Below are 12,266 nucleotides of genomic sequence, written 5' to 3' on the forward strand. Positions count from 1 at the left end.
ATTAAACTAGGACGTAGTGCATTGCAGAAGAGGGACCCATGGCCACCGCTTGCGAACATTGCCCACTGCGCCGCAGCAAATTGTTCGTGGAGCATTCTCCGGATGACACGCGCTTCATGGAGCGGTTCAAAGTCGGCGAATTGACGATAAATCCCGGCACGCCCGTCCTGATGGAAGGCTCGAACAGTCCACAGTTGTTCACCGCCCTGCGCGGCATGGGGCTACGATATAAAATGTTGCAGAATGGTCGCAGGCAGGTGCTGAACCTGGTTTTTCCCGGCGATTTCATCGGCCTGCAGGCCGGTGTCATGGGCGAGATGCAGCACTCGGTCGAGGCGAGTTCCGCAATGACCCTTTGTGTGTTTGATCGGGCGGGCCTTTGGAACCTGTTCCGATCCCAGCCGGAGCGGGCGTTCAACCTGACCTGGCTCGCCGCGGTGGAGGAACACTTCCTGGGCGAATCTCTGGCCACCGTCGGACAGCGTGGTGCGATGGAGGCGATGGCCTGGGCATTAACAAAAATCATGCAACGCGGAGAGGCGTTGGGCATGGTCGAGAACCGCGCAATGCCCCTTCCCTACCGTCAACAGGACCTTGCAGACGCGCTTGGCCTGTCGCTGGTCCACACCAACAAGACACTGGCCAAACTGCGCGACCGTCAGTTGGCCAATTGGCGGGACGGGTTGTTGATCGTGAACGACCTGAAGGAATTGGCCAAGCTCGCCGAGATGGATTTTGCCCCGCTGCCCAAACGTCCGCTGATGTAGGCTCAGACCTTCAGGTAGGTATCCGCCGCCTGCGCCCCGCGTTGACCCAACGGACGATCCATCCCGATCGTGCTGTCAGGTTTTGTATGACGCTCCAACTCCGCGTTGAGCGCGGCACCGATCAGCAGCAGAAAGCCGGAGATGAACAGCCACATGAGCAAGGCAATGACCGCTCCGATGGATCCGTAGACCTCGTTGTAGCGCCCGAAGGCCGACAGATAGGCCGAGAACCCCCAGGACGCCGCCGCCCAGACCGAAACCGCAAGCACCGCACCGGGCGTAATCCAGGGCAGGCGCGCGGCCCGGCGATTGGGGCCATAGCGATAGATGATCCCCGCCCCGATCAACAGGACCCCTACGGCGAGCACAAGGCGCACCGCGTTCAACGCCATCTCGGCCATCGGTCCAAGCGGCAGGAACGCCATCACGATCGGAACGATGACAATCGCCGCAATCGCGACCAGCGCGACGGCCAGCAACACCAGTGTCAGCCCGACAGCATAAAGATAGTGCCCGATACCCTGCCGGTTCCGTTCCTCGTAGACGGCATTCATGCCCAGCATCAGCGACGCGACCCCGGCCCGCGCGGACCAGATCGCCAACAGGAACGACAGCGCCGTGGCCCAGCCCAGCGTTTCCCCATCCGCAGTGGACAGGGCGTCGATCTGATCGCTGATCAAGGTAAAGGCGTCGACGGGCATGACGGCACGAAACCGTTCCAACTCCGGCAGGATGGCATTGGGGTCACCGATCAACCCCCATAGGGCAATGACTGCGGCGATGGCCGGGAATAGCGCCAGGATGCCGTAAAAGGCGATCCCGGCCGCAATCAGGCTCAACCGCTTTTCGTCGATCTGCACGAAAATGCGTTTGGTCATGTTCCACCACACCGCCAACTTGGGCAGCCGGATCATCCGCATCGGATCAATGGAGGACTATATGCCATGGAACCTAACGCCGCCCCCCGGGCCAGAGTTCCCACGCAACGCAGCCCCTAGATCTCGTCCTTTACTTGACCCCAGGCCATCAGGGCGAAAATCGCCGTGCCACCGATGATGTTCCCGGCCAGAACCGGCAGGAAAAAGCCAAAGACCGCCTCACCAAAGCCCAGCATCCCCTGCACCGCCAGATAGGCCATCTCGACCGAGCCTGCGACGATGTGGGTAAAATCTCCGGCTGCGATCAGCCAGGCAAAGGTCAGAATCACGAAGAACGCGGAATCCTCGGCCTGTGGCAACATCCAGACGATGGCCGCCACCAGAATACCGGCCGGAATTGCGCGAAAGAAGCTTTCGCCTGCGGGCATCTTCACCGCGTGTTCCGACAGAGAAATCAACGCAGGCGTCAACGTTTCCGGCAGCGCGGGCGTATGCGCATAAAGCGTGGCAATCGCAAAGGCCCCGACCAGATTGGCCCCCAGGACAATCGACCAAAGCCGCGCGACCTTGGCGAACATTTTCGGGTACGGCCGCGAGATCAGCGGCAACACGGTCGAGATGGTGTTTTCCGTAAACAGCTGCATCCGCCCCATGATCACCAGGATGAATCCCAGCGCGTAGCCCAGGTTTTCCACCAGGAACCGCCAATCCGCGTCCGGCAGGTAGGTACGAAAGACGGCCTCGGCGAGAACCGAAAAGCTGATCATGATGCCCGCGGCCACCCCGGACCAGAACAACGACCGGTTGGGACGATTCAGCTCCTCCTCCCCGTCGCGGCGGATGACCTCATAGATCATGCGTGGCGCAAGTTTGGAGGCCCCCTCCATCGCAGCTTCCTGCACCTCGCGATCAAGTTGCGTGCGTCGGCTGGTCCTGCTTTTCGGGCGAGTCATGAAATGGCGGCTCCTTTGATCATCACAAGGCAACCCACGTGACGGCCCAAGGGTTCCCCCCTTGACCATTCCGCAGAAACCGTGCCCGCTGGTGTCATGATACCGATCCTCGACTGGACCCGCGCCACCACCGATCCCGACGCCTTCACTGCCGATCTGGGGCAGGCGGTGCGGGACACCGGTTTTTTCCTGCTCAAGAACCCGTCCGTGCCGGCGGGGCTGCGCGCCGACACGCTGCAACAGGCGGGCGCGCTGTTTGATCTGCCAGAGGCCGAGAAACAGGCGATCTCGATCCTCAACACGCCGCATTTCCGGGGCTGGGGCAAACCCGGCGACGAATCGCTGGATGAATCCAGCCCGGAGGTCGACACCAAGCAGACCTTCAACATCGGCTATGACCTGGCAGACGACGACCCGCGCCTGGGGCAACAGTTCCGGGGCCTGAACCAATGGCCCGATCTGCCGGGGTTTCGCGACACGATGCTGGCCTATTACGACGCGGCCCAGGCGCAGGGGGTCGGGCTTCTGTCGATGCTGGCGCGGGACCTGTCCTTGCCGCCGGATCACTTTGCGCCGTTGTTCGATGAACCGCTCTCGGCCCTGCGCCTGCTGCACTACCCCCCCGCCTCCGGTGCGGATGGAGAAATCGGGGCCGGGGCCCATACGGATTACGGGGCAGTGACCCTGTTGATGACGGATGGGGAACCGGGGCTGCAGGTGCGCCCGCGCGACGGCGATTGGACCGACGTGCCGCATGTGGACGGGGCCTATGTGGTCAATATCGGGGACTGCCTGATGCGCTGGTCCAACGACATCTATGTATCGACCCCGCATAGGGTCCTGCCACCCAAACGCCAACGCCGGTCGGTCGCCTTCTTTGTGGAGGCGAACCCCGACGCCCTGGTCGAGGCGCTGCCCAGCACCGGGACACCGAAATACCCGCCGATCCGAGCCGCCGATTACCTACAGTCCAGACTGGACGCGACCTACGCGCCCAAAAGCTGACGGGGCCACCAAATCCTTCGAAGGATTTGGTCAGCTTTTTCCAAAAAGCTGATACCGCCCTAAAGCGAGGCGGTGATGCCCCCGTCGACGTAGACCACCGTGCCGTTGACAAAACTCGATGCCTCGGACGACAGGAAAATGCAGGTCCCCACCAGTTCGTCGACGTTCCCCCAACGGCCCGCTGGTGTCCGCTTGGCCAGCCAGGCCGAAAAGTCCATGTCTTCGACCAGCGCCTTGTTCAGCGGCGTGTCGAAATAGCCTGGGGCCAGCCCGTTGCATTGTAGCCCATGCTTGGCCCAATCCGTCGCCATGCCCTTGGTCAGGTTGGCAACCGCCCCCTTGGTCGCGGTGTAGGGCGCGATGCCGGGCCGGGCCAAGGCCGTCTGAACCGAACAGATGTTGACGATCTTGCCCGCGCCGCGACCGATCATGTGGCGTGCGACGGCCTGACCCACGTGAAAGACGCTGGCGATATTGGTCTGCAACAGGCGCTCAAAGGCATCGGCCGGGAAATCCTCCAGCGGGGTGCGGTGCTGCATGCCTGCGTTGTTCACCAGGATATCGATCGCCCCGGTCGTTGCCTCGAACCCGTCGACCGCAGCGCGCACGGCGTCATGGTCGGTCGCGTCGAAGGCCAGCGTGGTGACCACCGCCCCCTCCTCGCGGAGCGCTTGAGCCGCGGCGTCCAGCTTGCCCGCGTCGCGCCCATTCAACACGATCTCCGCCCCGGCGGCGGCCAGCCCGCGCGCCAGCGCATAGCCGATTCCCTGGGACGATCCGGTGATCAACGCCCGCTTTCCGGACAGGTCAAACAGTGACAGGCTCATGGATATCTCTCCCTTTCGCCTCGACTTCGCCGGGGCCCCTCCCCTACGCTTGTCGCGAGGAAAGGGCCCGGTGGCAACCGGTCGCCCCCGGAGGATCCCATGAAAGCCATCGTCATCCACGCCGCCCGCGATCTGCGCATCGAAGAAAGGCCCGCAGAAGCCCCCGGCCCCGGTCAGGTCGCCATCGCAATGGAGGCAGGGGGGATCTGCGGGTCTGACCTGCATTACTATCAACACGGCGGCATCGGCACCGCGATCCGGGTAAAAGAGCCGATGATCCTGGGCCACGAGGTTTCGGGCCGCATCACCGCCTTGGGTGCTGGCGTCACCGGACTGACCGAGGGGCAGTTGGTCGCGGTGTCGCCGTCGCGCCCCTGCGCGGCCTGCCGGTTCTGCCTGGAGGGGCAGCCGAACCATTGCCTGAACATGCGGTTCTATGGCTCTGCCATGCCGTTCCCACATATCCAGGGGGCCTTCCGCCAGAGTCTCGTCGCGGACGCCAGCCAATGCGCGCCCGCCGATGGCCTGAGCGCCGCCGAGGCCGCGATGGCGGAACCGCTGGCCGTCTGCCTGCACGCGATGCGGCAGGCCGGCGACCTGGTGGGCAAATCGGTGCTGGTCACCGGCTGCGGACCGATCGGCACGCTGTGCATCCTGGCGGCGCGCCGGGCGGGGGCCGATCTGATCGTGGCCACGGATCTGGGGGACTTCACGCTGGGATTGGCGCGGCAGGCGGGCGCGGACGAGGTGATCAACATGCGCGGCGGCACGCTGGACGCCTACACCGCGGACAAGGGGCAGTTCGACGTGTTGTTCGAATGCTCCGGCGCGGCCCCGGCGCTGGCTGCCGCGATCCCGGCCATCCGCCCGCGCGGGCGGATCGTGCAACTGGGTCTGGGCGGTGACATGACCCTGCCGGTCCAGGCCATGACCGCGAAGGAGCTGGAGTTCCACGGCTCCTTCCGGTTCCACGGCGAGTTTCACACCGGGGTCAGCCTGATGCAAAAGGGCCTGATCGACGTCAAACCGCTGATCACACAGACCTATCCCATGGCCCGCGCCCTGGACGCCTTTGAAATGGCAGGCGACCGCAGCCAGGCGATGAAAACGCAGATCGACTTTACCTGAGGCCCAATGACCTTCGACATCATCGACCCACTCTTCAACCGCTACATCCTGCACAATGCGCCGGTAAAGAAACTCGCCACCGGGTTCGACTGGGCCGAGGGACCGGTCTGGTTCGGGGATCATTCCTGCCTGCTGTTCTCGGACATTCCGAACAACCGCATCATGCGCTGGTCGCCCGAAGACGGGCTGTCGGTCTTTCGCGCGGACGCGCGCTATGCCAACGGCCACACCCGCGACCGGCAGGGGCGGCTGGTGTCCTGTGAACACGGCGCGCGGCGGGTCACCCGAACCGAGGCAGACGGCTCGATCACCGTTATCGCCGACAGCTACGACGGCAGGCCGCTGAATTCCCCCAACGACGTGGTGGTGAAATCCGACGGCACGATCTGGTTCACCGACCCCCATTACGGGATCGGCAGCGACTACGAAGGCTTCAAGGCCGAGAGCGAGAACCCCCTGGTCGTCTACCGCGCCGACCCAGAGGCGGGCACCCTGGAGGTCGTGATCGACGATATGAAGGCCCCCAACGGGCTGGCCTTTTCACCGGATGAGGACCTGCTCTATGTCGCCGACACGGGCCGGATGTACGAAAACGACCCCAGCCACATCCGGGTCTACGACTGCGGCTCCGACGGCACGCTGTCGAATGGCCGGCATTTCCACACCGTCGATCCGGGCAAGGCAGACGGCTTCCGCCTGGATACCGATGGCAACATCTGGACCTCGGCCGAGGACGGGGTGCATTGCATTGCACCGGACGGCCGGCTGCTGGGCAAGGTGTTGGTGCCCGAAAAAGTGTCCAACGTCTGTTTTGGCGGGCGCGCCAAGCATGAGCTCTATGTCACCGCGACGACCAGCCTTTACCGTGTGACGCTGAACAGGCGCGGGGTGCAGTGGCCCTGAGGGGGCAGGCGGCCTGAAGCCCGCCCTACGGGGGATGGCCCTAGGGGGTGGGCGTGCCGCCCGACAGGACGGTGACCATCTTGTCCGTGTCGATGTTGCCGCCACACAGGATCGTGGCGACACAACGGCCCGCCATCGCCTCCTTCTCTTTCAGCAATCCGGCCAGAGGCGCCGCCCCCGCCCCTTCGGCGGCGTTGTGGGTCGCGGTCCAATAGAGCCGGATCGCATCGGCGATCAGGTCGTCTGAGACGTCGATGATCCGTGCGGCCCCGGGCCCGTAGATATCAAGCGCCGCCTGCACCGGCACCCGCACAGCCATGCCATCGGCGAAGGTCTCGGCGGCGTTCGTCTCGACCAGCCGCCCTGCCGCGACCGACAGCTGTGCGGTGCGCGCGTTTTCGGACACGACGCCCACGATCTCCGCCTGATGGCCCAGGGCATCGCGTGCGGCGATGCAGCCGCAGATCCCGGACCCGCAGCCGATCGGGACATAAAGAACCTCGATTTCCGGATGGGCGGACAGCAACTCCCACCCGTAGGTCGCCACACCACGCACCAGTTCCGTGTGGAAAGGTGGCACGATGGTCAGCCCCTCCACCTCCGCCACGCGAAACGCTTCTTCCTTGGCGGTATCGAAATCCGGCCCGTGGATGCGCAGATCGGCACCCCAAGCGCGCATGGCCGCGTTTTTCTCGGGCGAATTGCCTTCGGGGGCATAGACCACCGCCCGCAGCCCGGCGGCGATGGCGGCGCGCGCCTGGCTTTGGCCGTGGTTGCCACGGGTGGCGGTGATGATGCCGGGGCTGTCGGGCTGTGTGCGCCGCACCCAGTCGATAAAGGTCACCCCGCCGCGCACCTTGAACGCCCCCGTGGGGTTGGCGTTCTCGTGCTTGACGATGACGTCGGCCCCCACGCCGTCCGACAGCAACGGCCAACGGATCTGTGGCGAGGCGGGGACGCTGCGGTGGACAAGCGCCGCCGCCTCTTCGAGTTCCTGTAACGTGAACATGCCGACCCTCTTCGAAACCGTTTCGCCTGCTACCCTGCCAAGCGAAGGCGGGGGAATAAACATCATGTCAGAGATATCAGAGTTTTTCATCAAGCACGGCTACTGGCACGCAAAGGGGGTTTTCGACCCCGAGCACGTCGCCGGGCTGGAGACGGATTTCGATCGTATCGTCACGCAGCTTGCAACCTCCGGAGAGGCCGTGGACGCGACCTGGGGCGGGTCCGAGACGGCCAAGCTGGCCAGCGACGGCGACCGCATCCTGCACACTCACAATGTTCAGCAGTATTCGCGCCGCTGGATGGACGCGCTGCTGGACGACCGCCTGTTGGACGTGATCGAGGAACTGGTCGGTGCGGATATCGTGCTGCACCACTCCAAACTGTTTCAGAAGCCCTCGGAAAAAGGGTCGCCTTTTCCAATGCACCAGGATTGGCCCTATTTCCCCACCTTGCGCGACAGCATGGTCGCCGGGATCATCCACGTCTCGGACGCAACGAACGAAATGGGGTGCCTGCGGGTCTGGCCCGGATCGCATCGTCTGGGCCGGATAGCCGGCGCGGACGGGCGCAGCCAGAACGACGTGATCGACGCCCACCCCATCGAAGACGCCCTGCCGGTAGAGGCCAAGGCGGGCGACGTCGTCTTCTTCCACTACTTCACGCTGCACGGGTCCATGCCGAACCGGTCTGACCGGGTCCGCAAGACCGTGTTGTGCCAGTTCTATGCGGGCAACGACCGGGTAGAGGACGGCAACACGCACCCAGACGAGCGGTTGGTCCTGCGCGGCTGGAACCATCATGCCAGCCGCGAACGGGCGAATGTCTAGATCAGGAACAGCGTGATCGCCGGGAACGCCACCAACAGGACCACCCGTACCACGTCCGAGGCAAGGAAATAGACCACGGCGCGATACGTCTCCAACATGGGCGTGTCGCGGTCCATCGCGTTGATGACGAACAGGTTCAGGCCGACGGGCGGTGTGATCAACCCGACTTCGACCACGATCAGGACGAGAATTCCGAACCAGATCGCCACCTCCTCTGCGGTCATCCCGAAATCGAGCGCGGCGACCACCGGAAAGAAAATCGGGATCGTCAGCAGAATCATCGACAGGCTGTCCATCAGACACCCCAGGATCAGGTAGAACAGCAGGATCACGACCAGCACCGTCATCGGCGCAAAATTCTGCCCCACGACCCAGGCCGACATCTCCTGCGGGACCTGGGTGAAGGCCAGAAAGCCGTTGTAGAACCCAGCCCCCAGCACGATGAAAAAGATCATCGCGCTGGATTTCGCGGTGGTGGTGAAGCTTTCGATCAGGGTGCGCCCGGTCAGCCCGCCGTTGGCCAGCGCGATCAGACCGGTGCCTGCCGCGCCCACCGCCGCTGCCTCTGTGGGCGTGAAAATGCCGCCGTAGATGCCGCCCACCACGGCCACAAAGACCGCCACCACGGGCCAGACCGCCAGCAGCCGGCGCATCCGGTCGCGCATCGGCAATGGTGCGGCCACACCTGCCGCACGGGGGTTGATCCGGACATAGACCGACACCGCGATCATATAGCCAAGCGCCGCCAGCAATCCGGGCACAAAGGCCGCCAGGAACAGCGTCGCAATGTTCTGCTCGGTCAGGATGGCATAGATGACCAAGACGACCGACGGCGGGATCAGGATGCCCAGCGTGCCGCCCGCCGCCAGCGACGCGGTGGCAAAGCCGCCGTCGTAGCCGTAGCGCTTCATCTCTGGCAGGGCCACGCGGCCCATGGTGGCCGCCGTTGCCAGCGACGATCCGCAGATCGCCCCGAACCCCGCGCAGGCCCCCACCGCCGCCATGGCCACGCCACCCCGCCTGTGCCCCAGGAACCCTTCGGCGGCCCGGAACAAGGCCCGGCTCATCCCGCCCAGGGTCGCGAAGTGCCCCATCAGCAGGAACATGGGCACGATCGACAGGGAGTAGCTGGAAAAGGTCGTGTAGGTCTCGTTCTTCAGCCGCGACAGGGCGACCGTGTTGCCCCCGGTCACCATGTAAAGCCCCACGAAACCGGTCACGAACATCGCCAACCCGATGGGCACCCGCAGGAAGATCAGGATCAGCAACGCGGGAAACGACAGCAGGCCCAGGGTCAGGTCGCTCACGTTTCCGACTCCGCCTCGGTCAGGATGGTGTCGCCGGTCAGCAGCTCCGCCAGACGGGCGAGCGCTACGTAAACGGCGGTCAACGCCGTCACGCAGGCCCCGGCCAGCGCGGCCATATAGGCCCACCAGATCGGCAGCTGGATCAGATAGGTTGTCTCGCCATAGCGCATCTTGGCCTGCGTTCCCTGCCAAAGCTGCCAGGCGATCAGGATCAGAACCGCCGCGAACAGCACGGCCCAAAGCAGCGACAGCACACGGTTCGGGCGGACACCCCAACGGCTGGTAAAGATGTCGACCGAGGCGTGGGATCCACGCAGCTGCGCGATGGGAAGGAAGGCAAAGATGACGAAAGCCATGCCCGCCTCGATCAACTCGAAATCCCCGGTCACGGGCCCGATTCCTGTGGCAAGCGCCGCCTCTGCCCAGGCCATGCCCGCCATGACATCGCTGTGGAGCACATCGTTGAGGAACCGCCCAGAGATCGACAGGCATGTCATCGCAATCAACCCGGTCAGGACCAGCCCGCCCAGGATTGCCATGATGATGGCCAGCGCCTCGATGATCCGTCGCAGCATGTCTGGCCCTCGTGCGGGTCGGTGAACGTCCGGCTTGCTTTACGGGACGCGGGCGCGCGGGTCTAGCGCATGGCGACGACGGTCCTGCCTGCGATTTCGTCTCGTTTTCGGGTCGCGTTCAGGACACGGCCCATCGCATCGCGTCAGGCTGGCTATGCGGCGCATGTCTGCCCGCACCCGCACACCATAAGGAGATGACCCATGCCCCGCCTTGCCGCATCCGCCGCCTGTGCCGCCACCCTGCTGATGGGCACCGCCGCCCTGGCGGAGGACTATGTTCTGACCATCGACGGCCCCCTTGCGGCACGGGCCGAGCCATTGTTGGCAGCAACGAACCTGACCCTGATCGACAGTTTCGAAGCGCGCGGCGTGCATTACGTCGTCCTCTCCGCCCCGAGCGACGTCTTTGTCGAAACCTTCTTCAGTACCTATGGCACCTGGCCTCTGGCGATGCACCGGCTGGAGGGTGGCTGGGATTCGGAGCGATATTCCGCAATGCCGACAGAACGCCGCCTGCTTCAGCTTGAACCGCTGCATTGCCGGTTCTGCCTTGGCTGACGTGTCCGTCAGCCGACCGTCCAAAGACCGCTGCGGGCCAGCCCGTCCTCCAGCAATTGCAAATCGGCAGGCCGCGTGAACGGCATGTGCCGGAAGTGGTGCGCTGGCAGCGCGCCCTGCATTGCGCGAAGACGCGCCCCTTCGCGTGCGAGGCGTTCCGGGCCTGCCACCGCAGCAAGCACCATGCCGGTCCAGGGGGTATTCGGCCAAAGATCGAACGCCTCCTGCGCGGCGGTTTCCGCCGCGCCCGTATCGTTCAGAAGTCGCGCCCCGATTGCGATCAGGCTGAGATAGAGCGGGTTCTGCGTATCCACGGGCGTCCGGCGCATGATTTCCTTCAGGCGCGTGACACCCGACAGCGGGTCACCAGACAGGATTTCACTTGTGGCGCATGTGAGGTGGGCAAGATGGAACGCCGGGTTCAGGGCCAGCGCCCGCGCGCAATCCCGACGCGCGCCATCGTGGTCGCGGAACCGCCAGAGCCGGATGTTGCCTCGGGTCCGCAGGACATAGTCGACGCCGTGCCCCAGTTCGACCGCGCGATCCGCGCGGGCCAAGGCAAGGCAGGCCCCGTCTCCCAGATCCGCGAAAGGCAGCAAGGGGATCATCTGCGTCGCCATCGACGCCTGCATCGCCAGCGCCACCGGATCGTCCGGTGCCAAGGCGCAGGCCCGGTCCAGGGCCTTGCGGGCCGCGGTCCAGTTTTCCCGTTGAAACCGGGCCATGTGCCAGGCCGCCTTCTCCTTGAGGTGCTGCACCGTGAGGACGGCATCGTCGCTGTGGGCCACCGCACCGCCTTCGTGGACGATCATGTGCACACGCAGGCGCGCGGCCAAGGCTTCGGCCACCAGGCGCGGCAGGTCGACACTGGTAGCGGTGCCGCCCGACACCCTGTCGGCCAGCACGACACGGCCTGTCCCCGCCTCGAGGATCCTGAAGCGGGCGTCGGCCGTCACGTCGGTCACTCGCACGGTCCCTTCGATCCTGTAGGCCGTCTTCCTCGGCGCAACCGGCCCGATGTGGACCGACAGCGCGTCGCGCGGGGACAGCAGGGTCAGGATCGCGTCCTCGATCTCGGCGCTCAACTCGCTGGCCGCTGCCTGGTTGCCCCGCGCCTCGAACCGCCGCAGATGAACAGCAGGCCGGGCGCTGACCTCTTCCGACTGCACAGCGGTCAACACATAGCCACGGCCCACGACGGTCTTCACGATCTCGTGCCCGTCATCGGCAAGGGCGCGGCGAATGTCGCGAATGCATTGGACGAGGCTGTCATCGGTGACTGCAATCCCCGACCAGACCGCCGCGATCAGCTCCTCTCGACGAACCAGGGTGCCATGTCTGTGCGCCAGCACGGACAGAACCCGCGTCGACTGGCTGCGCAGATCGATCGTGGACCCGTCGGGCCCCCAGAGGCGGGCTTCGGCGGTGTCGAAGGTCCGATCCCCGAGAAGGAGAGTGTCAGGCATCTTCTGTTTCCTGCCCACGGCTTTGCGTGGCGGCAGGTTAACCGCTCGGCCGCCGGTCGCCTAC

General features: G+C 64.8%; 13 protein-coding genes. 6 read left to right on the plus strand and 7 right to left on the minus strand.

Annotation, left to right across the window (positions count from 1 at the left end; translation table 11 throughout):
* The first annotated feature begins 38 nt into the window (after positions 1-38).
* Positions 39-767, plus strand: coding sequence for a Crp/Fnr family transcriptional regulator (locus K3551_RS01770; RefSeq protein ID WP_259917181.1), 729 nt, complete (start codon positions 39-41; stop codon positions 765-767).
* A gap of 2 nt (positions 768-769) precedes the next feature.
* Here K3551_RS01770 and K3551_RS01775 read toward each other — a convergent pair whose 3' ends face one another.
* Both K3551_RS01775 and K3551_RS01780 read right to left on the minus strand, forming a co-directional pair.
* The gene (locus K3551_RS01775) at positions 770-1,645 is read right to left on the minus strand and encodes a YihY/virulence factor BrkB family protein (RefSeq protein WP_259917182.1); all 876 of its coding nucleotides are present in this window, start codon (positions 1,643-1,645) and stop codon (positions 770-772) included.
* Positions 1,646-1,761: 116 nt separating this feature from the next.
* Entirely contained in the window at positions 1,762-2,598 is an 837-nt protein-coding gene (locus K3551_RS01780; protein ID WP_259917183.1) for a formate/nitrite transporter family protein, read from the minus strand.
* Positions 2,599-2,694: 96 nt separating this feature from the next.
* Here K3551_RS01780 and K3551_RS01785 point away from each other — a divergent pair, with 96 nt between their 5' ends.
* Entirely contained in the window at positions 2,695-3,603 is a 909-nt protein-coding gene (locus tag K3551_RS01785; protein WP_259917184.1) for an isopenicillin N synthase family oxygenase, read from the plus strand.
* Positions 3,604-3,662: 59 nt separating this feature from the next.
* Here K3551_RS01785 and K3551_RS01790 read toward each other — a convergent pair whose 3' ends face one another.
* Positions 3,663-4,430, minus strand: coding sequence for an SDR family oxidoreductase (locus K3551_RS01790; protein ID WP_259917185.1), 768 nt, complete (start codon positions 4,428-4,430; stop codon positions 3,663-3,665).
* Between the two features lie 99 nt (positions 4,431-4,529).
* On the opposite strand from K3551_RS01790, the gene K3551_RS01795 reads away from it, so the two are divergent.
* Both K3551_RS01795 and K3551_RS01800 read left to right on the plus strand, forming a co-directional pair.
* Complete coding sequence (locus tag K3551_RS01795; protein ID WP_259917186.1) at positions 4,530-5,558, plus strand: L-idonate 5-dehydrogenase; 1,029 nt, start codon at positions 4,530-4,532, stop codon at positions 5,556-5,558.
* 6 nt (positions 5,559-5,564) lie between these two features.
* The gene (locus K3551_RS01800) at positions 5,565-6,461 is read left to right on the plus strand and encodes an SMP-30/gluconolactonase/LRE family protein (protein WP_259917187.1); all 897 of its coding nucleotides are present in this window, start codon (positions 5,565-5,567) and stop codon (positions 6,459-6,461) included.
* A gap of 40 nt (positions 6,462-6,501) precedes the next feature.
* Here K3551_RS01800 and K3551_RS01805 read toward each other — a convergent pair whose 3' ends face one another.
* On the minus strand, positions 6,502-7,470 hold the full coding sequence (locus K3551_RS01805) for a threonine dehydratase (protein ID WP_259917188.1): 969 nt from the start codon (positions 7,468-7,470) through the stop codon (positions 6,502-6,504).
* Positions 7,471-7,534: 64 nt separating this feature from the next.
* On the opposite strand from K3551_RS01805, the gene K3551_RS01810 reads away from it, so the two are divergent.
* Positions 7,535-8,296 (plus strand): phytanoyl-CoA dioxygenase family protein, encoded by a 762-nt coding sequence (locus tag K3551_RS01810; protein ID WP_259917190.1) that lies wholly within the window; start codon positions 7,535-7,537, stop codon positions 8,294-8,296.
* Here K3551_RS01810 and K3551_RS01815 read toward each other — a convergent pair.
* Entirely contained in the window at positions 8,293-9,603 is a 1,311-nt protein-coding gene (locus tag K3551_RS01815) for a TRAP transporter large permease (RefSeq protein ID WP_259917192.1), read from the minus strand. The two genes, K3551_RS01810 and K3551_RS01815, sit on opposite strands and share 4 nt — an antisense overlap.
* Entirely contained in the window at positions 9,600-10,178 is a 579-nt protein-coding gene (locus K3551_RS01820; protein WP_259917193.1) for a TRAP transporter small permease, read from the minus strand. Before K3551_RS01820 ends, K3551_RS01815 begins: the two co-directional genes overlap by 4 nt.
* A 201-nt stretch (positions 10,179-10,379) precedes the next feature.
* On the opposite strand from K3551_RS01820, the gene K3551_RS01825 reads away from it, so the two are divergent.
* The gene (locus K3551_RS01825; protein ID WP_259917194.1) at positions 10,380-10,736 is read left to right on the plus strand and encodes a hypothetical protein; all 357 of its coding nucleotides are present in this window, start codon (positions 10,380-10,382) and stop codon (positions 10,734-10,736) included.
* Between the two features lie 8 nt (positions 10,737-10,744).
* Here K3551_RS01825 and K3551_RS01830 read toward each other — a convergent pair whose 3' ends face one another.
* On the minus strand, positions 10,745-12,202 hold the full coding sequence (locus K3551_RS01830; protein ID WP_259917195.1) for a winged helix-turn-helix domain-containing protein: 1,458 nt from the start codon (positions 12,200-12,202) through the stop codon (positions 10,745-10,747).
* Positions 12,203-12,266: the final 64 nt, after the last annotated feature.

The sequence above is a fragment of the Jannaschia sp. M317 genome (genome assembly GCF_025141175.1).
Classification (GTDB): Bacteria; Pseudomonadota; Alphaproteobacteria; order Rhodobacterales; family Rhodobacteraceae; genus Jannaschia.